The sequence below is a fragment of the Paenibacillus sp. Soil787 genome (assembly GCF_001429545.1).
Classification (GTDB): domain Bacteria; phylum Bacillota; class Bacilli; order Paenibacillales; family NBRC-103111; genus Paenibacillus_E.
On sequence record NZ_LMSP01000029.1, the window covers coordinates 1 to 25,055 of the forward strand.

Genomic DNA, 25,055 nt, shown 5'->3' on the forward strand with positions numbered 1-25,055 from the left:
GACAGGCTCACTTTGGTGATGCCGAAATAAGGAACTCCGTGCTAGGAGTTGCAGGTTTCGTTCATATCAGCGCACTCACGTTCCGCTTACCGGCCCTGTAACGGCATAATCACAGAAATAGAGGCTCCTCGTTCCCCGTCAACCTAGATCAGCAGCTTATATCCACTATATTCGCGAACAAAGATACCTTATTTTGGAGTAATTATGCCTTTTTAGAGGAGGTAGAGCTACTTTTGGTTAGAATTGCTGCATTTTTTGTAGAATCAACATTCTTGGTCGCATGATGTTGTATAAAATGCAACAATTCTGCCAAGAATCCACCTCATATCCCTTCGATGTTGCATAATGTACAACATTGGTAATCACGATAGCTCAAAAGATGACCCCTGGCGAAAACCATCTTGTAGAACAAAAGAGGGGAGGGTAGAAAGGCACTTTGCGGTGGGCCGCCTTTGAAATCGTGTTATAACCGCTAAATAAATGTAAAGTAGCACGATTTCAAAAAACGGTTGGAACCCCACATCCCTCTCTCCCCTTGCTCAAAAAGTATGGGTTAAAACGAAAAAAGACCGTCAGGATGATCTGACGGTTTTTCTTAATCCAATATGATTTCATCTAATGTTTTCTCAAACGATGCACTCATATGCTCGAGGAAATAGTCAACTTCAGGCATGTTCATTTTCTGTAAGCTTTCCAGAATTTGCTGCTTCGCAACGACGAATTCACGGTTGCCAGTGGAGAGTTCGGTTAAGCATTTGATGTACGCTTCGAGCAAGTCAGCGGCTTTCACCCAGCGGTAGAGCTCAGGGTCAGGATCTTGAATTAAATTGCGGTAGATGCCGCTGATTTCTGGTGGAATGGTTTGAATAAGCCGTTCGACGGCGACATCTTCGATTTCACGGAAGTTCCGCAGTATTTGCTCATTGTTATGCTTCACAGGCTGGGGGATATCCCCCGTTAGTACTTCAGAAGCGTCATGGAACAATGCAATGGATACTACGCGATCCGTTGGCACGTTGCGTCCGTATACTTCGTTGGCAATCGTGCATAACATATGGGCAATCGTCGAGACATAGAAAGAATGCTCAGCTACGTTTTCTCTGCGTGTGTTCCACATGAGACTCCAGCGATCAATATATTTAAGTCGATATAAGTAAGCGAAAAAGTGATGATTCATCGGGTTAACTCCTCTTTGTTCTAATCTGTATCATGTAAAAAAAAGGGCTTATTTGACGCTCGGCGCTACCCTTACAGCCACCTTCCCGGTGGCCGGGGTGTAGACGAGCGGTTGACCGATCAGCGCGCCAAGATCATCAAGCGCGATCGTAACCAGCCCGTGCTCGCGCAGCACGGGCTGCCGCAGCGTGACGCGCGCATTCCCGCGCGTCGCTTTAGCAGCATTCACCTGCAAGGTGAATGCCTCTTGCCCTAGGCGGAGTTGAAGCGCTCCGCCTTCCGCTACAGCGCTGCCGCCGAGCTGCGCTGCGGCAGCAGCCGCGTCCACGCGCAGCGGGGCGCTGCCCGGCTGCGCCAAGACCCGGCGCTGGATCGATCGGTGCAGCAACTCCGGCGTAATGCCGGGGCTGCCCGCGTTGATCCGCGGGATCAACAGGCGATCGGCGCTTCGCGTCGCCATCTCCGGCGAAATCGTGAAGGCGTAGCGGATGCCCGCCTTCGCAACCTGCTCTGTCGCCGCCGGCGACGTGATGCCGAATGGGTACGCCATCGCGTCGAGCGGCGCATCCGTTAAGCCTGCGAGCTTGCCGATGCAAGCTTGCGTATCTTTGTAAATGCGCTGCTTATAGGCATCATCGCTCTCCGCATCCAATCTTCCTACCAGCGCTGCTTCATTACTTGGAAGCTTGTGGTGAAGATTGTTGGTATGGCAGCCAATATCGATGAAGTTCGTGGCATGCGTCATTTCACTGATTTGCTCCTTCGACATGGAAGGAATGTAAGATCCAAGCGGATTCGTTAAGTCATTGGTAATCACGAAGTTCACAGCGGGAATTCGCAAGCTTTTCAAAATCGGATAGGCCGCTGTGTAAAAGCTTTGATAGCCATCATCGAACGTAACAAGCACGGCATTGGAGGGAACGGTAGCGCCCTCCATGAACTGTTTGAATTCTTCTAAGGAAATGAAATGATAGCCTTTGCTAAGAAGCAATTGAAGCTGATTTTGAAAAAGCGAGCTTGTAATCGTGCTAGAACTGGTGTCCTTTTCATGCACATGATGATACATAAGAACAGCAACCTGGTCCTGGTAGTAAATATCCCCGGAGCGCTTAGCCTGCAGCGGTGTAAGCAAAAGGGTGAGCCCAATCAGGCTAACTAGAATCGAAATAGCGATTCTTTTGTACATGTCAGCGAATCTCCTTGTTTTCCTCACAAGAACCGTCGAACTCTTCATGGGAGGTATGTTATAATAGTTTGTAATTATTATTATGTGTGTATTTGAGAGAGGAGCCAGACCTAGTCATGCAGCATTTTTATCAAAGCGTCTACGATTTGATTGTCGAAACTTCCACAAACCTTCCCGGTGATGTGCGCCGTGCGGTACAAGCCGCTCAGGAAAATGAGGACAAAGGCACGCGTTCTGCGTTATCTCTATCTCGCATTGCGGATAACATCCATATGGCGGAATGCAATGTATCCCCAATTTGTCAGGATACGGGTATGCCAACGTTTATTATACACTGTCCGGTTGGGGCAAACCAAATTATCATGAAGAAGCAAATCTTAGAAGCGGTTGCTAATGCAACCAAAGCTAGTAAGCTGCGCACGAACTCCGTAGACTCCCTTACAGGTGCAAACAGCGGAGATAATCTTGGGCCTGGTACGCCGGTTGTTCATTTCGAGCAATGGGAACGTGACGATATCGAAGTAAAGTTGATTCTAAAAGGCGGCGGCTGCGAAAACAAAAATATTCAATACAGCTTGCCTGCTGATCTTGAAGGTGTAGGCAAAGCGGGACGTGATCTTGACGGCATTCGCAAATGTGTGATGCATGCGGTTTACCAAGCGCAAGGTCAAGGATGCAGTGCCGGTTTCATCGGTGTAGGTATTGGAGGCGACCGTACAAGCGGGTATGAGCTGGCTAAGCACCAATTATTCCGTCATGTTGACGATGTCAATCCACACCCGGAGCTGCGCAAGGTGGAAGAGTACGTCATGGAGCATGCCAATACGCTTGGTATTGGAACAATGGGCTTCGGCGGTCAAGTGACACTGCTTGGCTGTAAAGTTGGCGTAATGAACCGATTGCCAGCAAGCTTCTTCGTTTCCGTTGCCTACAACTGTTGGGCATTCCGTCGTCAAGGCGTGGTCTTGAATGCGGAAACTGGCGAAATCAATGGCTGGTCATATCCAAGAGGGACAGAGGTTTCTTTCCAAGAGGCTTTCGAAGCTAGTAGCGAAGAAGCTAAGAATACGCCAAAAGAAGAGCGTCGTGAGATCGTATTAACAACGCCAATATCGGAAGAGCAAATCCGCAGTCTCAAAGTCGGTGATGTCGTTGTCATTAATGGTACAATGCACACTGGACGCGATGCGCTGCATAAATATTTGATGGATCATGATGCGCCGGTTGATTTGAATGGGGCTGCGATTTACCATTGCGGACCGGTGATGAGTAAGGATGAAGCTGGCGAATGGCACGTTAAAGCGGCGGGACCGACGACGAGCATTCGCGAGGAGCCTTACCAAGGCGATATTATTAAGAAATTCGGCATTCGCGCAGTCATCGGTAAAGGCGGAATGGGACCGAAAACGCTAGCAGCTTTGAAAGAACACGGCGGTGTCTATTTGAACGCTATTGGTGGTGCTGCGCAATACTACGCACAGTGCTTTAAAAAGGTTGAAGGCGTTGACTACATGGAATTCGGAATTCCGGAAGCGATGTGGCACCTAGAAACAGAAGGATTCGCGGCTATCGTTACGATGGATTCACACGGCAACAGCCTGCATGCTGATGTAGAGAAGAATTCACTTGAGAAGCTGGCAGCTTTGAAAGAGCCTGTTTTCAAATAATGCTCTAAGCGGTACACTTAACCTTCATCTTTACAAAAAAAATACTGGATTAGGCACGGAAGAAAGGGTTACTATGTAGAGTAGCTCTTTTCTTTTTTTTTTACCCATGAAATGGACAGACTGAAACATCGGAGGCTAGTATCAGATGACCAAATTCCGTGCCAAACTAACTTTTATTATGATTTTATTGATTGGTTGTTCAATGCTGATTGCGGGCATTTTCATGGCAAAGGTGCTTGAGAATTCGCACATAAAGTCTTTACAGGACAATATGGAACGCGAGCTCCATGTCATTACGGCAACGGGTGATTGGAACCGAAAAGGTACCGATACGGAGTTGATTGCTTACTATTCTGAACAAGCCAAACGACTTAAAGAAGCAACGAATGAAAGATTGACGTATGTTCGAGCGGACGGAAAAGTACTAGGTGACTCCGATCAAAGACCCGAACAAATGGACAATCACTTGAAACGACCGGAGATTGCTTCGGCTGCAGCGAATGGAATTGGGTACATTACGCGTTACAGTGATACGTTGAAGGAAAATATGCTGTATGCCGCTATTCCAGTGAAGAATGAAGCGCGGGAGACAACAGGGTTTTTACGTATTTCCATGAGCTTGGAACAGGTAGGGGACTCGATCCGCAGCTTATGGTATTTCTTGATTTCTGGGTTGATTATTTTGTTCCTGATCGCAGGTATTGTTAGTTACCGAATTGCGAAGGGGATTACTCACCCCATTGAAAAGATGACGAAAGTAGCCCAGCAAATTACGAATATGAACTACCAATCTCGTGTTCCGGCTTACAATAATGATGAGGTTGGACAACTGGGGCAGGCGATTAATCGCATGTCCGAAAGTTTGCAGCAGCAAATGGCACGAATTCAGGAAAATGAACGCAGGCTTCAAGGCGTTATGGAAAATATGATGAGCGGAATCATGATGATTGACCGTGATGAGCGGATTATGCTTTTAAATCCTTCTGCTGAATACATTTTAGGTTTCTCCTCACAGGAACTGCTAGGGAAGAAATATAATGAAGCCAAACAGCAATATGAGTTTACAAAGTTGATACAAGAATGCATAGAGTCACAAGATCCGATTCGCGATGAGATGGTTTTCTATTATCCGGAAGAGCGAATTCTCGATATTCATTTGAGTCCGATTGCCCATGAAGATGAGGAATGGTCAGGTGTTTTGATCGTTATTCACGACATCACAGCGGTGCGTAGACTTGAGCGGATGCGCAGTGAATTCGTCGCGAATGTATCGCATGAATTAAAGACGCCAATTGCCGCTGTTAAAGGCTTCGCCGAAACTCTGCTGGCTGGTGCGCTTAATGATAAAGAAACGGCAGTGTCGTTCTTACAAATCATTTTTGATGAGAGTGAGCGGTTGAATCGATTGATTGGGGATATTCTGGAGTTATCCAAAATTGAATCGAAGCGGATTCCGATGAATTTTTCGCCAATCTACTTGCCTGAATTTCTAGAGAGATCGTTAAGTGTGTTACGAAAAGAAGCGGAGAAGAAGCATATCGAACTAAGTATACTGGTCGATGACGATATTTATATCGAGGCGGATGAAGATCGATTACGGCAAATTATCATCAATCTGCTTTCCAATGGTATTGCTTACACACATGATGGCGGCAAGGTAAAAGTGCGTGTAGAACCGCTTGATATGAATGCTGATGGAGATTATGAACGGCTGCGGTTAATAGTTTCGGATACGGGGATGGGCATACCTAAGAAGGATTTACCTCGCATTTTCGAGAGATTCTATCGTGTTGATAAAGCGCGCTCCAGAAGCTCGGGCGGAACGGGATTAGGATTATCGATTGTGAAGCATTTAGTTGAGCTGCATAAAGGAACGATTCGGGTCGATAGTGAGGTTGGCGTCGGTACGAGGTTCACGATTGAATTGCCTGTTATACACTAATTTACACAGCGATGATGAAACATTTACATTGTTTTTACAATCATGTGGTAAAATGAGGTTGTGCAATGTAAATATACTGTAAACGCGGGGGATCCCATGGCACAAAAAATACTAGTTATTGAAGACGAGCCAACTTTAGCTCGATTGCTATCGTACAACCTATCTCAGGACGGGTACGATACGAAGGTTATCGATCATGGCGGCGATGGGCTTCAAGAGGCGTTGCAGCAGACTTACGACTTAATTATTCTTGATATTATGCTGCCTGGGCTGAATGGATTCGAGGTACTTGCGAAGCTAAGGCAGAAAGGAAACAGCACACCTGTTATTATTTTAACGGCACGTAATGCCGAGGATGAAGTGGTGCAAGGTCTTAAGCACGGTGCCGATGATTATATAACGAAGCCCTTTGGGGTGGCGGAATTGCTTGCCCGTGTCTCTGCCGTTCTGCGAAGAACGCAATCGGAGGACATGGCAGCGGACAAACTTAAGAGCAATGAGAAAGTGATTCAGGCGGGTGAATTGTTCATTTATCCGGAGAAGTATGAAGTCGTTCTGAATGGGGATTCCATTCCGTTAAGACCGAAGGAGTTTGAGGTCCTGCTTTATCTCGTGCAGCGCCCAGGCGTTGTCGTAACCAGAGACGATCTTATGAATATCGTTTGGGGATTCGATTATATTGGCGGCCAGAGAACGGTAGATGTTCATGTGAGCTCGCTTCGTAAGAAGCTGGAAATGAATCAACAGTCGGTACAAATCGATTCAATCCGTGGCGTTGGATATAAGCTAGTAGCGAGTATGGTCAAAAAATAATGAGCCTTGGGTGCTGGTTAACAGCGGCCCAGGCTCATTTTTGTGCGTAAACAACGTAAATGCTGTTCCTGAGTGGCTCTGATTTAACTTGGTTTGTATGAGAGAGTAACCATTCTGTTATATGGGTAAGCGTCATGTAGAGATCGACCTGCTCATGCATCATAGGCAGCTTAGTCGCCTTAGACGAAATGAGGTTGGCTAGAAATGCATCTGCCTCATCTCGATCTTGCATCATATAATCGGCTAAGCATATGACTCCGCCAGGCTTCAATACCCGCAGCATTTCACCCCAGGCGAGCTCCCTTTGTGCTTCGGTCAGATGATGAAGGGCAAACGAACTGACCACATAATTAAATGTGCCATCCATGAACGGAATGGCCAGTACATTACCAAGCTTGAGCTCGATGTCCGCATATTTGGCTGCACAAAGCTTGAGCATTTGCTTGGATTGGTCGATTGCGGACATGGTGAGACCGATTTGCTGCAGCTTGCCGGCCAAGTTACCGGTGCCTGTTCCTACATCAAGCCCCTTAAGGCCATGAGCAGGGGAGATTAGCTGGGCGATTTTGTCTAAAGCTGCCTCATAGCTTGTATATATGGGAGGGCTGTTCATTTCGATGTCGTTCAGCGAGCCGTTTTCTGTGATATCTACAAAAGAAGAAGCAGGCTGCAGCAGCTCATCAAACTGTAGGGCCTTTCGATCGAAATCCCAATGGTCGCGCCAGCTTCCCCTTAGGTCACGCAGCTCCTTGCTTTGCTGGGCTAGCTCGTAAAGCAGTTCAGTCGGCAGTTTGCTGCTTCCTTGAGCGGCTTGGATCATCTGATCCATTGTTCCGATGATTTGTTTTATTTCGGTCCACTGTTGAAACAGCATCGAACGCTGCATCTGCAGGGCGCTGAGCACTTCCTCTTGTTGATTTAAATCGGTTTGGGCTAAGGTCAGACGAATATCTTCAAGTTTCATTCCGACTTCCCGAAGAGAGATGATGGTTTGTAATCTCCACGCATCTTGTTCTGTATAGGTTCGATAGCCATTCTCTTTCTGTTTTGCAGGCATTAACAGCCCTTTCTGCTCGTAGAAGCGAATGGCTCTGGGCGTGATGCCAAGCTTGCGGGAAATTTCGTTAATAAGCATGTAGGGTCCTCCATCATGGCACAATTGCATACAATTTTCGCCAGATCAGAAATTTTATTTTTGTAGGTTTTTGTTATACTCTTATATAGTACTAGCTATGAGCAATTGTGAGAAGCCTATCGGTTATACATATTTAAGGAGGATTATCATGTCAAAAACGTATCGTATAGCAATTATTGGTTGTGGCGGTATTGCCAATGGCAAGCACATGCCAAGTTTAAACAAATTAAAGAATGTAGAAATGGTGGCTTTCTGTGACATCGTTTCCGAAAAAGCGCAGGAAGCTGCTGCAAAGTATGGCAAAGAAGAGGCTCGTATATATGAAGATTACCGCGAGGTTCTGAGGGACAGCTCCATTGACATCGTTCATGTCTGTACGCCAAATGATTCGCATGCGGAAATCACGATTGCTGCATTAGAAGCAGGCAAGCACGTTATGTCAGAGAAGCCGATGGCCAAAACAGCCGCAGATGCACGCCGTATGGTGGAAGCAGCTAAGCGTACGGGTAAGAAGCTGACAGTTGGTTACAACAATCGCTTCCGTGGCGATAGCCAACATTTGCACCAGCTATGCTCAGAAGGCGAGCTTGGTGAGATTTATTTCGCTAAAGCTCATGCGATTCGTCGCCGCGCGGTACCTACTTGGGGCGTTTTCCTTGATGAAGAGAAGCAAGGCGGAGGCCCGCTGATCGATATCGGTACGCATGCACTGGATTTAACGATGTGGATGATGAACAACTATGAGCCTAAGGTCGTACTGGGAACTTCTTATCATAAATTATCCCAACGAGAAAATGCAGCTAATGCTTGGGGACCTTGGGATCCTTCCAAGTTCACCGTTGAGGATTCCGCATTTGGAATGATTACCATGAAAAATGGAGCAACGATTATTCTTGAATCGAGCTGGGCGCTAAATACACTCGAAGTGGATGAAGCGAAATGTACACTTAGCGGAACTGAAGGCGGCGCTGATATGAAAGGCGGGCTTCGCATTAATGGTGAGAAGCACAGCCGTTTATACACGACCGAAGTTGAATTGAATGCTGGCGGCGTAGCCTTCTACGATGGTGAAACAGAAAGTGCGCCGGATTTAGAAATGCGCCTATGGATTCAAGCGATCGAGAATGATACAGATCCGGTTGTAACCCCTGAGCAAGCATGTGTTGTATCCGAAATCTTGGAAGCTATTTATGAATCAGCAAAAACAGGGAAAGCCGTTTATTTCGACTAGTTTCGACTATTTCCTGGGAAATGAAAAATCCCCTTCTTCGATATGTTTATCGGAGGATGGGGATTTTTTGTGCTGCCACATAGGAAAGCATAAGTTTTCTGTTCCAGAAAAGGGCTTTCCTATGTGGTCGCTTATCTATGAATGGACTCAATTGAGGTTTTCTTATACACGCCAGAATTTATATTTTGGGCTTGGGGTTAAACGGAGCTTTACCTTATTTATCATATAAGTAAGAATAAATGCATTGGGCTGGAGCGAACTTTAACGAGAAGGAGTGACTGTGGTTTTAGTATAGCTGCAATTGTACATTCTTTTATTCTTTAAATAGCACATGTTCGTAAATTCCTGCAATTGTGCAGGCTTTTTCGGTTTTTTTTTATTTCAGGATGGAAATGCTAAAAATTCCTGCATATTAGCAGGCTTTTCCTCTGAAACGAGATTTAACAAAATACCTGCACTTTCGCAGTTATTTTAGGCCGTAGAATAATCCATTGCTTTACAGCCGTGGCGCAAATTAACAAAGCTCGCTCCCCTCATATTTTGAGAAGGGGAGCGAGCTTTGTTATGAAAAGAGTTACCATCTGCTCCCTTGCGGAGCCGGGCAACGGGCAGCCGTTAGTTTGGCCTTGATGGCCATGAGACAACCGCAAAAGCGGCAAGTTGTACCGAATTGATAGTCTTTGCAGCCATCGCATATCGCGATCCGCCGATCATACTCTTCTTCCGTAGTCAGCTTAAGATTACGTACTTTGAGCGTTTCGCCGAAAAGCTTGGCGATTTCCTCAGGCGTCACATGTACCGTTGCGGAACAACCTTTGCATGCAGGCATAGCTTCTATTTGCTTACTTTCCATATCGGTTACGTCCTTAAGAAAGACGAAGCGTGACAACTGATTTGGCAGGAAGCGTAACGATGAGTTGATCATTTTCAAGCCTGTAGCCCGTAAAATCCGTTAGTTTTACCGTTTCAGGTTCATCGAAAGTGTTATGTGATTGAATGGTGTCAGAGGTTAGAATACGACCCGCGACTGATTCCACCGTACGTCCGCGAACGTCACAATTTACTTCAAGCTGGTCCGAATGGTGCAGATTACAGAGTGAAATATGCAGTTGATTAGCTGCATCTAAGGATGCGGATACGCTGAGTTGATCGATTTTTTTACCATCCATCTCATATGATGGGCTTTCTGCATGAGTGCTAATAAGGCTAGCACCTTGATGAACCTTGTACATATCAAAGACATGATAAGTAGGTGTAAGAAGCATGTCGGCGCCTTCGGTTAAAATGACAGATTGCAAGACATTGACGACCTGTGCAATGTTTGCCATACGAACACGATCACTATGCTTATGGAAAATGTTCAAATTAATTCCGGCGATAAGCGCATCACGCATCGTATTTTGTTGATATAAGAAGCCAGGATTCGTTCCAGGTTCTACATTGAACCATGTTCCCCATTCGTCAACAATGAGGGCAACTCGTTTCTCAGGATCATATTTGGTCATGATGGTATCATGGCGTGTGATGAGTTCGTCCATAAATAAGGTTTTCTCAAGGGTTTGGAACCATTCTAGCTCTCCAAAGTCTGTAGCTGATCCTTTATCCTTCCAATTCCCAGTAGGAATGGTATAGTAATGAAGACTTAAACCATCCATATGCTTGGCGGCTTCTCTCATTAATACTTCTGTCCAGTTGTAGTCTTCACTGTTTGCCCCACAAGCGATTTTGAAAATGCGGTTGTCTCCATAATTGCGCACGTAACACGCATATCTGCGGTAAAGATCAGCGTAGTATTCCGGACGCATATCACCGCCGCAGCCCCAGTTTTCATTTCCTACGCCAAAATAGGTAAGCTTCCACGGTTTTTCACGCCCATTTTCCTGACGCCAGTTCGCCATGGGTGACTCGCCATCGAAGGTCATGTACTCAACCCATTCGGACATTTCAGCTACGGTACCGCTTCCAACGTTTCCGCTAATGTAAGGCTCAGCTTCAATTAGCTCGCACAAGCGCAAGAATTCATGCGTCCCGAAATGGTTGTTTTCCAAGACACCGCCCCAGTGCGTATTAATCATCCGCTTACGTTTCTCAGCTGGACCTACGCCATCTTTCCAGTGATATTCATCGGCAAAACACCCGCCCGGCCAACGCAAAACAGGAATTTGAAGTTTTTTCAAAGCTTCGATCACATCGTTACGCATACCTTCCGTGTTCGGAATCGGTGAATCCAGACCAACCCAGATCCCCTCATAAATACAGCGTCCCAGGTGTTCAGAGAAATGACCATAAATATTACGATCGATCGTGCCTTTCGGTGAATCCGCGTTTATTATGAGCTTGGCCATAGTAGGTATCTACTCCCTTAAAAGTTTGATATTGGAAACCGACTCGCGACTAACGTAAGCAGCCGAAAGTACGATTTGTTCCCTAGAATCAGTCTGATTGGAAAGGTTCCGATGAATCGCTGAAAGCAGCTCCTCAACTAAATGCTTAGCATCCAAACTAAAAGTCGTAAGTCGTGGAGAAATTTGAGCAGCGAGTGGGATATCATCGCATCCGATAACGGAAACATCCGCTGGGACTTGATAACCATTTTCGCGCAAGCCTTGAATAAATCCAGCAGCCATCCAATCGTTGACGGCAAAAATGGCATCTGTAAGACCGACTGAAAGCAAAGTATCGGCTGCTCGCCGCCCGCCTTCCCAATTCATTTTCTCGGTAATGACCTGTACGTGGACACCTTGCTGCTGGCAGTACTCTAGAAATCCTTGCTTTCTTAAGCGCGAAGAGTCGTATTTATCAGGTCCTCCAAGAAGAGTGAAGGTACGATGTCCATTGTCGTAAAGCGTTTTGGCGGCTTTGCTCCCGATGCGATAGTCATCAAAGTAAATTTGGATGATATCATCGCGATGCGCATAACGTTGAATGGAAAATAGCTGACCGGATGCTGTCTTGAGCTTATCTAATGTCTCGTCATCGATCTGACCAATAATGACAAGCGGACTAGGAATAGAAGACTCCATAGGATGCTCAGGGTTAACCATCGAGAGCTTAATTGATTGTTTAGCAGCCAAGTTGGTGATCTCAACAAGGAAATTCGTATAGAAGGGGTCATTTCCTTTAATATCCCGAGAGCGCAATACATACAACGTATCTAAGAGGACAGAAGGGACAATATAAGTTCCTTTGCCGCGCAGTTGGACTAATAGGCCCTCGTTAACGAGAATTTTAATCGCAGCACGTACGCTGACTCGGCTAGCATTAAAGCTTTCGGCCAAATCACGCTCAGAAGGAATCTTAACAAGTTGATCGGTTTGTAAGGATTGAATCTGATGGCGCAGCTGTTCGATCAGTTTTTCTTTGACAAGCGGAGATTTTTCCATGCAAGCAGGACCACCATTCAATACCAAATTCAAAACTATTTAATACCAATAAGATACCACGTGGTGTAGGGCTAGTCCATCTTTATTTTGCAAGGTGTGTGGTGTCATAATTCCAGCGAAATTGTGTCATAATTCGGAAACTGAAAAATCGGGATTAGAGGAACAGATGCATAAATATGCATCAATATGCATACAAAAAATTTAGAGGAGAAATAGATATAAAAATGACAAATAACAATGGATGTGGCAAGCTAATCGAGAGTGCTCCACAGCGTTTAACGACTAACAAAATGGCTGCACAAATAGTAAATAATATAATCAATACTCTTCTAACTGAAAAAGCCATATTGGTCCATCACGTTACATTTGACTCCCGATTGTGCGGTGTGAAACCACAGTATGTAACAAAAGAACAAGGACAATTATTTGGAAAGGTGACTGAATCAGTAGATTAAGTATTGTTATGAATTATGAATGTCCCGATGATTGTATTTCATCGGGACATTTTTTCATTAGGTATTCCGAGAACCTAGAATTTAACGAATAAGGCCAAGCCACATTTAGTGAGAAGCGATATAAGGTTCGATTTAATAGGTATGAGATTTTCGAAAAATATTAATAATGATCTACTAGTTGGAATTCTTGTAAATACTATTCTCCTGATAACAAGGTGGTTAAATATGCAACTTGTAAATGTACCTAAACCTAAGTTCAACGAAGGACTGAGAAGTTTTCTTTTCAGATTAAAACAGCATACGGGTTATCGGCATGGATGGCTGATGAGCAGGTTAGGTTTGAGGAAACTAGATGAGAGAGATAGATCGATTACTATGTTAAATATAAACCGTTACTCACTTGTCCAATTAAGTAAAGATACTGGGGAAGAAGTTGAAATGCTTCTTGATTTAACTTTTACGGCTACCCATCCTGACTTACTAAAAGACTATGTAATATCCAAAATCTCTCCCAAAAGAATCTTCAATACTAAGTTAAAAATATGCCCATTTTGCACTAAAGAAGATCAATATGTCCGTAAACACTGGGAACTGCTATTGGTAACAACTTGCCCTACTCATCAATGCTTACTAATTGACAATTGTCCAAATTGTAAGAGTGAGATATCTCAGGAGAATTTAGAGCAGTGCCGCCATTGCAAGACAAATTTCATTGATAATTCAGGTATAGAATTGGGTGCACATTTAGATGAAGTTCATCTCAGTAAATTATTAATAGAAAAAGCATATTTAATTGAATCTGATCATTTACTATTAGGTCACCTTAATTTTGTTGAGTTACATAAACTCTTTTTTATGCTTTTACTTGAGAGTGATAATAATCTCACTCTGCAAAGTAAATATGCAGTTATAAATGAATTCACAATTGAAGTCATCCATCCAATAATGATTAGAATAATGAATTTGTTCTCTGAATGGCCGTTCAGATTTCATGATTTCTTAAAGCATTATAAATCTAAAAGGAAATCCAGTAGGCAAGAAGGTGTTGATAAAGATTTCGGAAGTTTCTATTCAGTTCTTTATAGTTCCTTCGAAGAGAACCAGTTCGATTTTTTGAGAAATGAATTCGAAAATTATATAACTCAACATTGGACTGGTGGTCATGTAAGTAGGTTTACTAGAATTTCAAAACAGTCTTCAAAATATATTTCAGCAGCAAAAGCGTTTCGAAATTATGGAATTAATGGTATTAATATTTGCAGGTTAATAGATCAAGGATTGATTAGGGGTAAGTTTATTGAAAAAAACAGTAGCAAAATAATTCTTATTGAAGAAACGAGTCTAATTTCATATGTCAATAAGCTAAGTGGGACCTTACCAAGTTATCAAGCCGCGGAGTACTTAGGCATATCTGAATATACCCTACTTGATCTATTGGAACACAAATGTATCACTGCATTTCGTGGACCTCTCGTAGATGGTTATTCTCACTGGCATTATGAAAAAGAGATCATTGATGGAATGCTCATTGGGATTGATCAAAAAATAGTGCCATTAGATCAGGAAATAGATGAACGAGTGCTAAAGTTTAGAACGATTGTACAAAACTCCAAGTATCCATGTAAAACGGGAGAATTTGTTAAACTAATTTTAGAAGGGAAAATCAGACCTTGTGATAAGACCGATGGGATAGGATTTACAACTTATTTATTTCGTGAAAAAGACATATCGAATTATTTTTCAGTTGAGATGAATAAATCGAAGAGCATCCTATCGATAAATGAGGTTTCTCATATTCTAAAATTAAAGAGAGAAGAAATAAACAAATTAATAAGGGCTGGATTACTCCCTGGAGCTTGTAAAGGAAAAGGTAAAAGATCAGTTATTTCGAGAGATGATCTTGAATCATTTATGGGGAAATACATATCTCTGTCGGAAATTACTAGAGGCTATCAGTCTAATGTAAGATTTTTATTAATGAATTTTGTACGACATGGGGGACGCCATCTCACGACAATCTTAGCAGGATTGCCCGGCAACTGAAGGGCAAGCCAATTACATATTTTATTATTGATGCAGGTTGGTACGCCGAGAAAGGAAAGGGCTGGGAAAGTAACATGGGGGACTGGAACGTGTCACCGGAGCTTTTTCCTTCGGGGCTCGAGTCCATCGTGCAACAAATTCGAAGCTGTGGAATGATTCCGGGGATATGGTTTGAACTGGAAAACTGCGGTCCTTTGGCTGAGGCTTATACTTGGGAGCGTCATTTATTGCAAAGGGACGGAATTCCAATAACGTCGGGCCAAAGAAGGTTTTGGAACTTTCGGGATCCGTTCGTCATCGAATATTTGTCGGAGAAAGTGATCGATTTCATTAAAAAATACGATTTCGGGTATTTGAAAGTGGATTACAATGAAACGATCGGAATCGGCTGCGACGGTGCGGAATCTCTAGGTGAGGGGTTGCGGCTGCAGATGGAAGCCGTGCAGAACTTCTTCAGGCGCATCCGCAGAGAGATTCCACACCTCGTGGAAATACGGATTCCCACTGCATCCGGCTTTCAAATAGGGGATGTGTATTCCGATGATAAGACTGCTTTCCGGATTACGCGTGATATTCTATCCATCCGCGTAAAAGGGAATTTTATTGCGGCAGCTGTCTTGTTGACTTCTCAACCTCATTAAATGGTTTGAATAATAGGGGAACCGCTTCTTATCGGCCAGTCCGATGATGAAGCGGTTTTTGTTTTACTGCACCGGATTTAGGATGTCTAAATTGTGCTATTCGATGACCTGATAATCAAGGTGGAACACTTAACTATACGATATAATCTGTAATTAATAGAGCTTCGAACTTTGAAAAGACTGGGAGTGCAGTATGATAAAATATACGAATCCGGTAATTCCGGGATTTTATCCCGACCCAAGCATCTGCCGTGTGAAGGATGATTATTATTTGGTGACAAGCTCTTTTGCATATTCTCCTGGCGTCCCCATTTTTCACAGCAAGGATCTTGTCCATTGGCGCCAGATCGGACATTGTCTTACCACCGAGCAGCAGTTGCCGCTAGGGAACGGTTGGCTCTCGGGAGGGATTTACGCTCCGACGATCCGGCATCACGACGGCTGGTTCTATATGGTGACGACGAATGTGAGCGGGGGAGGCAACTTCTTTGTTCGCAGCAAGCAGCCGGACGGTCCTTGGTCAGAGCCCATACCTGTCGCGCAGGAAGGCATCGATCCTTCCCTGTTGTTCGATGAGGACGGCAGGGTATACTTTCAATCCACTTGTTCCGGCGATGAAGGCTATGGCATTTATCAATGCGAGATCGACATTTCTAGCGGAAGCCTGCTGACCGGGAGTCGTCTGATCTCGAAGGGCACAGGGGCGGCGCATCCGGAAGCGCCCCATCTATACAAGATCAACGGACTTTACTATTTGTTAATTGCCGAAGGCGGGACAGAATACGGCCATATGGTGACAATATCGAGAAGCAGCTCTCCCTATGGACCTTATGAATTATGTCCCCATAATCCGATCTTGTCCCACCGAAGCTTGAGCAGCAGCATCCATGCAACCGGACACGCAGATCTGGTACAGGCGCATGACGGGAGCTGGTGGGCGGTTTTCTTGGGCATCAGACCAGTCTCCTATCCCTACCGGCATCATTTGGGAAGAGAGACGTTTCTGGCGCCCGTGTCATGGACGGCTGACGGTTGGCCGGTTATTGGCAATGGGGGACGTGTGGAAGCCATCATGGAGGCGCCCCAGTTGCCTTCATTCCGGTGGCCGACGAAGGGGGTCAGAGATGATTTTCTGGATGCAACGCTAGGCTTCGAATGGGTGTTCCTGCGGAATCCGGATCCGGCAAGCCGGTCGCTGCACGAAAAATCGGGGCATCTTGTGTTGCGCGGAACCAAGACGTCGCTCAATGACTCCGGCGCCCCCGCATTTGTGGGCCGTCGTCTGTGCCATATGTCATGCAATATTGCCGCGGCATTGGATTTCGAGCCGGTCATCGAAGGCGAGGAAGCCGGAATTACCATATTTATGAACGATAATTATCATTATGATCTGGCAATAAAGCTCAAAGAAGGACGCAGGGTGGTCGTCTTCCGTCGAACCGTAGGATCATTGAGGACGGAGAGCACGCTGGAATGCGCAGCAGGTCCGATCGTGTTGAAGATTAAGGCTCAACCGGAATGGTTTACTTTCGCCATTCAGCAGGATCTATCGAATGTCATAGAAATTGGCTCCGGCGAAACGCATCTGCTCTCGACAGAGGTAGCAGGCGGCTTTACGGGAGTAATCATTGCAATGTATGCAGTCTGCGAGACGGGGCAGGGTTCGCCTGCGCACTTTGATTGGTTCGATTATGAGCCATTGGCTGAAAAATTTCTTTTGGAGGCTTGAGGAAATTGAAGACGAATATAGAAGTATTGCCGTTTCAAAATCCCGAACTACCGATCCGAGACCGCGTCGCCGATCTCGTGTCCCGGTTTACCTTGGAGGAGAAAATCGGGCTCATGCCCCAATATCAAACCGCAGTTGAACGACTGGGGGTAAAACCTTACAAGCATGGTACGGAAGCTGCTCACGGGATCGCATGGCTCGGGGAGGCGACATCCTTCCCGCAACCGATCGGTCTTGGCTGTACGTGGAACCCGGAGTTGTTGGAGCGTATCGGATCCGCAATCGGCGACGAGGCCAGAGTATTTTATCAGCGTGATCCTGCGCGCAACGGGTTGACGTTATGGGCGCCGACCGTCGATATGGAGCGGGATCCGCTGTGGGGCAGGACAGAGGAGGCGTACGGTGAGGATCCGCACTTGACGGGCGAGCTCACCACGGTCTCGTCAAGGGAATTCAGGGGCCGCATCCCGTTTACCGTAAAGCCATCGCGACATTGAAACATTTCCTTGGCAACAACAACGAGAAGGATCGTTGCCGTTGCTCCGCCAGCATCGATCCGCGCAATATGAGGGAGTATTATTTGAAAGCGTTCGAGCCTGCCTTCCGCAAGGGAGGGGCGCTTTCCATGATGACGGCGTATAATTCCATCAACGGTACGCCTGCCATTCTCCATCCCGATGTGAATCAGGTGGTCAAAGGGGAGTGGGAGATGGATGGCTTTATCGTCAGCGATGCCGGTGACATGATCGGACTCGTGAAGGATCACCATTATTTCGAGACCTATAAAGAAGCCGTTGCGGCGTCGGTCAAGAGCGGGATTGACAGTATTACGGACGAAACCGACATGACTTGCGCGGCCATACGGGAGGCGCTCTCCGAAGGTCTGTTGGAGGAGGGCGACTTGAACAGGGCTTTGACCAACACATTCCGGGTGCGGTTCCTGCTTGGCGAGTTCGATCCAGACGAATGCAATCCGTATGCAGGCTTGCCTGATGACACGGTCTGCAAGCCGGAGCATGCAGCCCTTTCCCTGGAAGCGGCCCGGGAGTCCATCGTTCTGCTCAAGAATGAGCGTCAGATGCTTCCCCTTGACAGTAACGCCGTGCAACGGGTCGCCGTAATCGGACCGCTCGGCGATGTGGTATTCCGCGATGGGTATTCCGGCACCTGTCCATATAAAGTCACTCCGCTGCAAGGCATTCGGGCCAAAATGAAAGAGGGTTCCGTTGTTCATGTGAACGGAAGCGACCGTGTGCGCCTCCGTGCCGTTACGGGAAAATATGTGGGGGTTTCATCGGATCCGGCGGAGAACAGCGCATTGAAAGCGGACCGGTTGGATGCAGGCTCGGCTGAGACGTTCCAGCTGGCAGACTGGGGCTTCGGAAGTGTGACACTCCAGGCTCTCTCCAACGGCAAATTCGTTACGACCGATGACGTAACTGTAACTGCGTCGGCAGATGAAGTTTACGGATGGTACGTCAAAGAAGAATTTCGTCCGGTCGGGGGGCCGGATGGCACGATGTTGCTCACAGCATGGAACGGAAGTCCCGTTTCACTTCCAGGCGAAGAAGCAGGTTGTTTCCGTATGGAGGTCATAACCGACGGGCTGCAGGAAGCGATTGCAGCAGCTGAAGCATCGGAGGTTGCGGTTGTAGTTGTCGGGAACAACCCGCTGATCAACGGGAGGGAGACGAGTGACAGACCGGACCTAACATTGGCCGACTCTCAGGAGAAGCTCATACAAGAAGTAAGCCGGGTGAATCCCAACACGATCGTTGTTGTCATCGGAAGTTATCCGTTTGCCATCAATGGGGTCGAAGAGAAGATTCCGGCTGTCCTATATTTGTCACATGCGGGGCAAGAGCTGGGGAACGCCTTGGCGGATGTATTGTTCGGCGATTATAACCCGGCGGGTCGTTTGAATATGACCTGGTATCGATCCACAGATCAGCTTCCGGATATCATGGATTATGATATTCGGAAGGGGAAGCGCACCTATCAATATTATGACGGCCAACCGCTGTACCCGTTCGGTTATGGATTGTCTTATACAACCTTCCGATATGATGGATTGAAAGCAACCCTGGAACGTGTCGGTTCGGGAATGGAACTCTCGGTCTGTGTGCAGATTGAGAATACAGGGGGCAGGGGCGGAGACGAGGTCGTTCAGCTGTACGTGCGGGCAGATTCCTCCCGTGTCCAAAGGCCGCTCAAAGAACTGAAGGGGTTCCGGCGCATCTATCTGGCTCCCTGCGAAAAGCGGATGATCAACTTTACGCTGCCGACATCCGATCATGGCATTCTGGGATGTGACCAGGGACGCTTATTGCCTTGAGTCCGGCACCTATACGTTTATAATCGGCGGTTCGTCCCAGGATGTCCGTCTGGAGACGAAGCTGGTGATTGAAGGCGATACCGTGCCTCTTCGCGATTTGACGAAGATGACCCAAGCGATAAACTATGATGATTACGAGGGCGTCTATCTGGACGAATGCAAGGAAGAAGGATATGGTGTCAGGTTGTCGGGCGGGTCCGGCTGGCTGCGCTTCGATGACGTAGATTTCCGCGCCGGAATCGGCGGCTTCGAGGCCCGCTGTTCGTCTCCCAAGAGCGGCGGCAGAATAGAACTCAGACTGGATGCAGCGGACGGCCCGCTTCTCGGAACGTGTCACATTCCTGAGACCGGCGGGTTGCAAGTGTGGGAGACATTCGCCTGTAAGACGGACGTGGTTCAGGCAACCTGCTCGGTCTACCTGTGCCTGAATGGGGATATCGGCTTGAGCAGCTTCCGCTTTACCGTAAATTGAAGAAATTATGAAAAAAGATGTCTAAATCGTGCTACTTTTATGACTTAAAAATCAAGGTTCTGTGGTTTAGTATGGTATATTATTGCATTAGATGAATAGCACCAAGAAAACGGGAGTGTGAGTGGATTTATTTGCAAAGTGAAGAAGGGAAGGGGGCTTAGCATGCAGGTCGACTCATTGACCATGAACTTCGCCTCCCATAAAGTAAGCGGTTGCAAGTTGAGGGGCACCAACTATGGAGGATTTCGTTACAATTAAAACAAAATCAATGTGGGGGTTGTTAAGATGCTAAATCAGTCAAACGGGGGAGTAAAATGAAGGCGGAACTGTACGATCAGACATATACCTCGGTAGCGAAGAAGCCGTTTCGGTTTAACGACAGGTATAAGTTATTCCTCATGGCGTTTCCTTTTCTTGCGCTTGTCTTTTTGTTCTCTTATTTGCCGCTGTACGGATGGATCTATGCCTTTTACGACTACAGGCCCGGCATACCGCTTTCCAAGACCGAGTTTATAGGCCTGCGCTGGTTTACGGCGATGGTGTCGAATCCGATACAGATTCAAGAAATCCTCAGGGTCTTACGAAACACGTTCGCAATGAGCGGACTTGGCATGCTTACATCGGTTCTGCCGGTCATCTTCGCGATTTTCCTGACGGAAATAAAGAACGCACCTTTTAAGAGAATCGTGCAGACGCTTACAACGCTTCCGAACTTTATCAGTTGGGTATTAGTATACTCCTTCGCCTTCATGTTGTTTTCTGTTGACAACGGCTTCCTGAACAATTTACTCAGGAGCATGGATCTGATAGATAAGCCGCTGAATGTGCTGGCATCGAGCAACCATATTTGGCTAACCATGACATCGTGGGGAATATGGAAAGGACTTGGCTGGGGTGCAATCTTGTACATTGCTGCGATTACTGGAATCGATCAGGAATTGTACGAGGCGGCGAAAGTGGACGGGGCAAACCGGTACCAGTTGATGTGGCATGTGACGGTTCCCGGGATTATACCGACATACTTCGTGCTGCTCATCTTGGGGATCGGAAATTTCATCAATAGTGGATTTGAGCAATATTTTATGTTCATGAACGCGATTAACATGAGTCATATCGAGGTGCTTGATGTCTACGTATACAATGTAGGGGTGGCGAACTCCAACTTCGGGTTCGCGACAGCGATTAGTATTCTGAAATCGATTGTCAGCCTGATCTTACTGTTTGCAGCCAACAGCCTGTCCAAGCTGGTTCGCGGCGAAAGCGTCATCTGAGGAAGGAGAGCCGACATGTGGAAGAATAAGATTACAATGTTTGACGTGCTTAACTATACGTTTTTTGCCTTATTTACTTTTGCTTGCTTCTTTCCGTTCTATTATTTATTTATCAATACAATCAGCAGTAACGACTTAAGCAGTAAAGGACTTATCTTGTTCTACCCCAAAGGATTTCATTTGTCCAACTATACACAAGTGTTCAATATTCCCGGACTGGCCACCGCAACGTTCATATCCGTTGCCCGCACTGTGATCGGCACGGTGCTTACCGTAGCAGCATCGGGTTTTCTCGGCTACTTGTTTTCGAAACCCCAAATGTGGGGGCGGAAATTCTGGTACCGATTCCTCGTTGTCACGATGTATTTTAATGCGGGTTTGATTCCCTGGTTTCTGGTCATGCGTAATCTCGGCATGACCAACAATTTCTTAGCCTATGTGGTACCCGGCATTGTCGCTCCGTTTTTTATCATCCTTGTTAAAACGTTCATCGAATCGACGCCGATCGCTCTGCAGGAATCGGCGCAAATCGACGGAGCCGGCATCTTCACGATCTTCAGTAAGATCGTCATGCCTTTGGTCGTACCTGTTCTCGCAACGATTGCCATCTTCACGGCCATCGGCCAGTGGAACTCGTTCCAGGACACGTTGTTCCTGGTCACGAAATCGAAGCTGTTTACGCTGCAATTTCTCCTGTACCGCTATTTAAACGCTGCGACATCGCTGGCAAATGTGATGAAATCCACCGGAGGAGCTCTCACTAATGATATGGCCAATGTGCAGACGGCTACTTCCATTCGGACGACGGTTTCGATGATTGTTGTCCTCCCGATATTGCTTGTCTATCCGTTCTTCCAACGATTCTTTGTCAAGGGCATGATGGTCGGTGCCGTGAAGGGGTAAATGGAAGGTCTGTTAAGGAGGTGATGCAAGCCTGTAGGTAGATATGTCAAATGTGCGTCAGCATTATTTTCTTGGCAGCAATGAAAGTGAAGGTTTTGGCAGGTACATAACAAGGAGGGGTATTAGACACATGACAAAAAGAAAAACATGGACAGCGGCAGCTGTCTTGATGAGCGCCATGCTTGTACTTACGTCCGCTTGCAGCAGTTCCAAGGGAGGCAGCCCGTCAAGCAGCCCGTCAAGCAGCGCGGCAGTTGAAGCAATTACCGATTTTGCGAAGCAACCGGAAATCACGCTGGATGTATTCTCGAACCTGGCCAACTTTGAGGGGAATCAGCCGGGTTGGTTTGCAAAGCTGGTCAAAGATAAATTTAATATCAAATTAAACATTATCTCCGGCGGGCAGTCAAAGTTGAATACGTTGATGGCCGCAGGAGATTTAGGGGACATCGCTGTTGCGGTCAACTACGATGATCCCCTCAAAGCCGGTTTGCTGCTGGATTGGAAGAAAAACGGTCTGCTTGACAAATACGGCAAAGATATTCTGAAATATGCAGGCAAGTCCCTCGAAGCCAACAACAAGCAATACGGCGGCGGTACGGCGATTTACGGAGTTGGAAATAATATAGGCAGCGGCAACGGCCCGAGTGAAGGCTCCGATATGACGTTCGGTCCGATGCTTCGTTGGGACTTGTACCAGAAACTGGGGAATCCGGAAATCAAGACGCTGGAAGACTATCTGCCCCTCCTTAAAAAAATGCAGGAGCTCAGTCCGAAGAGCGACTCCGGAAAGCCTGTGTATGGGTTTTCGCTGTGGTCTGATTGGGACAGTAATATGGCTTTGAACTCGAAGGTTATGGGCCAATTTTATGGCTATAATGAAGGGGATGGCTTCAATACGGCTGATTTGATGATGACGAAAGCCAATGAAGCGAAATGGCAGGGTGTTCTCGACGACAACAGCTACTACCTGAGAGGCTTGAAGTTCTTCTATGAGGCGAATAAGATGGGGCTGCTTGATCCGGATTCTTTGACCCAGAAGTTTCCAGATGTGCTCAATAAGTACAAAGACGGACAAGTTCTCTTCGCGCAATTCCCTTGGCTTGTCGGTAACTACAACAGCCCGGAGCACACCAATGATGGCAAAGGCTTCGCGTTCGTGCCATTCGCCGAAGAGCAAATGGCTTCTGTCGGATTTAATCCTTATGGCGGCCAATGGAATTGGACCATTGGCGCGAAGACCAAATATCCGGAGCGCGCAATGCAATTAATAAACTGGCTGTGCTCGCCGGAGGGCATTCAGGAAGCCATGTTGGGTCCGAAGGGCTTAATTTGGGATATCAAGGATGGCAAGCCGACCCTCACCGATTTCGGTTACAAAGCGGTCGTCAACGAGGTCAATATGCCTGAAGAATACGGCGGCGGGTTGTTCAAGGACGGAACAAACCAAATCAATAACGCAACGATCTCAAAGTCCATGATCAATCCGAATAGCGGGGAACCGTATGATTACACCATGTGGACCTCCTATCTGAACCACAATCCGGATCCGGTCACGAAGAGCTGGCGGGAAACGATGGGTGCGCTGACGATGCACGACTACGTTGTCAAGAACAACAAAGTGGCCGTACAACCTGCGTACTTGAGCGAACAAGCTGCGGTGCCGGAATCATCCGATGTCAAGCAGAAGAAAGCTGAGGTAGGCAAGGTCATTAAGGAATACTCCTGGAAGATAATGTTTGCGAAGAGCGATAGTGAGTATGACTCTCTGAAGCAGCAAATGATCTCGAAGGCCAAAGGCCTTGGCTATGACGAAGTTATTAAGTGGCAAGTCGGGAATTATGAAAAAACGGTCGGTGCGGCTTTGAAAAAGTAATCCCATATAAATGATTGTCCTTGCGAAAAAACCGCCCCTCCTCAGGTATGGAAAGGGGCGGTTTTTTTGTTATATAAGAAAACCCCCAGTTCGACTGGGGGTTCCAGAAAGTTTATAGCTATGAGTGTTCATCCCTTGAACTTAATGATAAGGTGGAAGCCGGTCTGCCAACCGCTACCATCAATCATGGATAAAGTCGGTGCTTTATGTTTTACGGTACATCCTTCCCTCACCCAAAATAGCCTCGATAAGTTATCAGGAGAATAGAAGAGAGCAGAGCCGGCAGGGTCCAGTTATCGGAGAAAAGAACAATTCTGTATGAAATATCATATAGAATTGCGCTCGTTACTTCAATTTGTGCCATTGTGTATGAATTTTCATACAGAATTATGGAATTTAACGCATGAGGGATATTTCTGTATGATTTTTCGACTTCATCCTACAGATCATGGATGGCTAACGATGAAAGAGCTGATCGACCCGTTTACCGGTGAGTCGGTGAAAAAGGGCAAGTAAAGGGGCCCCTTTTCAGGGGCTGGCCCGAGGAACCCACGCGGTTGGCAGATCTTCAATGCGCCTTTGAGGCGCGTGCTAGTACCATGCCCTTATAGGGCTGAAGGAAGCCACCGGCTAAGCCGGTGGTTATGACGTGCGCCTCACAGTCTCACAATCTAAGTGGTTCAAATCCACTCGGTAACTTTACCCTTTAAAGTGCAGTAGCCGAAGCAGAAGTCCTAGCTCATTATGAGAAGGACTGGCAGGGTGTCACTCACGAGGGTGAATCTGAAGGGCCTGCA

The 25,055-nt window shown here is 46.5% G+C and carries 17 protein-coding genes and 1 pseudogene; 12 read left to right on the plus strand and 6 right to left on the minus strand.

What is annotated here, in order from left to right:
• Positions 1 to 595: 595 nt before the first annotated feature.
• Positions 596 to 1,177: a 5'-deoxynucleotidase gene (yfbR, locus tag ASG93_RS22980; RefSeq protein WP_056835674.1), complete on the minus strand. Its 582-nt coding sequence runs from the start codon at positions 1,175 to 1,177 to the stop codon at positions 596 to 598.
• 48 nt (positions 1,178 to 1,225) lie between these two features.
• On the minus strand, positions 1,226 to 2,362 hold the full coding sequence (locus ASG93_RS22985) for a polysaccharide deacetylase family protein (RefSeq protein WP_063891947.1): 1,137 nt from the start codon (positions 2,360 to 2,362) through the stop codon (positions 1,226 to 1,228).
• Positions 2,363 to 2,478: 116 nt separating this feature from the next.
• Here ASG93_RS22985 and ASG93_RS22990 point away from each other — a divergent pair, with 116 nt between their 5' ends.
• The 3 genes from ASG93_RS22990 (at position 2,479) to ASG93_RS23000 (ending at position 6,784) form a co-directional block, all read left to right on the plus strand.
• Positions 2,479 to 4,029 (plus strand): fumarate hydratase, encoded by a 1,551-nt coding sequence (locus tag ASG93_RS22990; RefSeq protein WP_056835676.1) that lies wholly within the window; start codon positions 2,479 to 2,481, stop codon positions 4,027 to 4,029.
• Positions 4,030 to 4,174: 145 nt separating this feature from the next.
• Positions 4,175 to 5,971, plus strand: a complete 1,797-nt coding sequence (pnpS, locus tag ASG93_RS22995) for a two-component system histidine kinase PnpS (protein WP_056835678.1) — start codon at positions 4,175 to 4,177, stop codon at positions 5,969 to 5,971.
• A 96-nt stretch (positions 5,972 to 6,067) separates the two neighbouring features.
• On the plus strand, positions 6,068 to 6,784 hold the full coding sequence (locus tag ASG93_RS23000) for a response regulator transcription factor (protein ID WP_056835680.1): 717 nt from the start codon (positions 6,068 to 6,070) through the stop codon (positions 6,782 to 6,784).
• Between the two features lie 34 nt (positions 6,785 to 6,818).
• On the opposite strand, the gene ASG93_RS23005 is transcribed toward ASG93_RS23000, so the two are convergent.
• Positions 6,819 to 7,919 (minus strand): MerR family transcriptional regulator, encoded by a 1,101-nt coding sequence (locus ASG93_RS23005; RefSeq protein ID WP_056835681.1) that lies wholly within the window; start codon positions 7,917 to 7,919, stop codon positions 6,819 to 6,821.
• 148 nt (positions 7,920 to 8,067) lie between these two features.
• Between ASG93_RS23005 and ASG93_RS23010 the strand changes: the two genes are divergently transcribed.
• The gene (locus tag ASG93_RS23010) at positions 8,068 to 9,150 is read left to right on the plus strand and encodes a Gfo/Idh/MocA family protein (protein WP_056835683.1); all 1,083 of its coding nucleotides are present in this window, start codon (positions 8,068 to 8,070) and stop codon (positions 9,148 to 9,150) included.
• Between the two features lie 574 nt (positions 9,151 to 9,724).
• On the opposite strand, the gene ASG93_RS23015 is transcribed toward ASG93_RS23010, so the two are convergent.
• The 3 genes from ASG93_RS23015 to ASG93_RS23025 are packed head-to-tail and all read right to left on the minus strand — an operon-like array spanning position 9,725 to position 12,533.
• Positions 9,725 to 10,003, minus strand: coding sequence for a hypothetical protein (locus ASG93_RS23015; RefSeq protein ID WP_056835685.1), 279 nt, complete (start codon positions 10,001 to 10,003; stop codon positions 9,725 to 9,727).
• 13 nt (positions 10,004 to 10,016) lie between these two features.
• A complete protein-coding gene (locus ASG93_RS23020) occupies positions 10,017 to 11,495 on the minus strand; it encodes an alpha-N-arabinofuranosidase (RefSeq protein WP_056835687.1) in 1,479 nt (492 codons plus the stop codon).
• 9 nt (positions 11,496 to 11,504) lie between these two features.
• A complete protein-coding gene (locus ASG93_RS23025; RefSeq protein WP_056835688.1) occupies positions 11,505 to 12,533 on the minus strand; it encodes a substrate-binding domain-containing protein in 1,029 nt (342 codons plus the stop codon).
• A gap of 176 nt (positions 12,534 to 12,709) precedes the next feature.
• Between ASG93_RS23025 and ASG93_RS23030 the strand changes: the two genes are divergently transcribed.
• The 8 genes and pseudogenes from ASG93_RS23030 to ASG93_RS23065 all read left to right on the plus strand — a co-directional run bounded on the left by ASG93_RS23030 (position 12,710) and on the right by ASG93_RS23065 (position 24,258).
• Positions 12,710 to 12,988, plus strand: a complete 279-nt coding sequence (locus ASG93_RS23030; protein WP_056835691.1) for a hypothetical protein — start codon at positions 12,710 to 12,712, stop codon at positions 12,986 to 12,988.
• A gap of 225 nt (positions 12,989 to 13,213) precedes the next feature.
• Positions 13,214 to 15,031, plus strand: coding sequence for a TniQ family protein (locus tag ASG93_RS23035; RefSeq protein WP_056835693.1), 1,818 nt, complete (start codon positions 13,214 to 13,216; stop codon positions 15,029 to 15,031).
• Positions 15,016 to 15,672, plus strand: coding sequence for a glycoside hydrolase family 36 protein (locus ASG93_RS23040; RefSeq protein WP_235550948.1), 657 nt, complete (start codon positions 15,016 to 15,018; stop codon positions 15,670 to 15,672). The genes ASG93_RS23035 and ASG93_RS23040 overlap by 16 nt, the downstream gene beginning before the upstream one ends.
• A 193-nt stretch (positions 15,673 to 15,865) precedes the next feature.
• Entirely contained in the window at positions 15,866 to 17,401 is a 1,536-nt protein-coding gene (locus tag ASG93_RS23045) for a glycoside hydrolase family 43 protein (protein ID WP_056835698.1), read from the plus strand.
• 5 nt (positions 17,402 to 17,406) lie between these two features.
• Positions 17,407 to 20,208, plus strand: a pseudogene (locus ASG93_RS23050) (glycoside hydrolase family 3 C-terminal domain-containing protein).
• Between the two features lie 314 nt (positions 20,209 to 20,522).
• Positions 20,523 to 21,479 carry an ABC transporter permease gene (locus ASG93_RS23055; RefSeq protein WP_056835700.1) on the plus strand — a complete coding sequence of 319 codons (957 nt, stop codon included), beginning with the start codon at positions 20,523 to 20,525 and terminating at the stop codon, positions 21,477 to 21,479.
• 15 nt (positions 21,480 to 21,494) lie between these two features.
• Entirely contained in the window at positions 21,495 to 22,382 is an 888-nt protein-coding gene (locus tag ASG93_RS23060; RefSeq protein ID WP_056835702.1) for a carbohydrate ABC transporter permease, read from the plus strand.
• A gap of 130 nt (positions 22,383 to 22,512) precedes the next feature.
• On the plus strand, positions 22,513 to 24,258 hold the full coding sequence (locus ASG93_RS23065) for a hypothetical protein (RefSeq protein WP_056835704.1): 1,746 nt from the start codon (positions 22,513 to 22,515) through the stop codon (positions 24,256 to 24,258).
• The last annotated feature ends 797 nt before the right edge of the window (positions 24,259 to 25,055 follow it).

Bases quoted from the DNA above. Each gene is read 5' to 3' on its own strand.
- yfbR (WP_056835674.1), bottom strand. From the start codon at position 1,177: ATGAATCATCACTTTTTCGCTTACTTATATCGACTTAAATATATTGAT.
- ASG93_RS22985 (WP_063891947.1), bottom strand. From the start codon at position 2,362: ATGTACAAAAGAATCGCTATTTCGATTCTAGTTAGCCTGATTGGGCTC.
- ASG93_RS22990 (WP_056835676.1), top strand. From the start codon at position 2,479: ATGCAGCATTTTTATCAAAGCGTCTACGATTTGATTGTCGAAACTTCC.
- pnpS (WP_056835678.1), top strand. From the start codon at position 4,175: ATGACCAAATTCCGTGCCAAACTAACTTTTATTATGATTTTATTGATT.
- ASG93_RS23000 (WP_056835680.1), top strand. From the start codon at position 6,068: ATGGCACAAAAAATACTAGTTATTGAAGACGAGCCAACTTTAGCTCGA.
- ASG93_RS23005 (WP_056835681.1), bottom strand. From the start codon at position 7,919: ATGCTTATTAACGAAATTTCCCGCAAGCTTGGCATCACGCCCAGAGCC.
- ASG93_RS23010 (WP_056835683.1), top strand. From the start codon at position 8,068: ATGTCAAAAACGTATCGTATAGCAATTATTGGTTGTGGCGGTATTGCC.
- ASG93_RS23015 (WP_056835685.1), bottom strand. From the start codon at position 10,003: ATGGAAAGTAAGCAAATAGAAGCTATGCCTGCATGCAAAGGTTGTTCC.
- ASG93_RS23020 (WP_056835687.1), bottom strand. From the start codon at position 11,495: ATGGCCAAGCTCATAATAAACGCGGATTCACCGAAAGGCACGATCGAT.
- ASG93_RS23025 (WP_056835688.1), bottom strand. From the start codon at position 12,533: ATGGAAAAATCTCCGCTTGTCAAAGAAAAACTGATCGAACAGCTGCGC.
- ASG93_RS23030 (WP_056835691.1), top strand. From the start codon at position 12,710: ATGCATCAATATGCATACAAAAAATTTAGAGGAGAAATAGATATAAAA.
- ASG93_RS23035 (WP_056835693.1), top strand. From the start codon at position 13,214: ATGCAACTTGTAAATGTACCTAAACCTAAGTTCAACGAAGGACTGAGA.
- ASG93_RS23045 (WP_056835698.1), top strand. From the start codon at position 15,866: ATGATAAAATATACGAATCCGGTAATTCCGGGATTTTATCCCGACCCA.
- ASG93_RS23055 (WP_056835700.1), top strand. From the start codon at position 20,523: ATGAAGGCGGAACTGTACGATCAGACATATACCTCGGTAGCGAAGAAG.
- ASG93_RS23060 (WP_056835702.1), top strand. From the start codon at position 21,495: ATGTGGAAGAATAAGATTACAATGTTTGACGTGCTTAACTATACGTTT.
- ASG93_RS23065 (WP_056835704.1), top strand. From the start codon at position 22,513: ATGACAAAAAGAAAAACATGGACAGCGGCAGCTGTCTTGATGAGCGCC.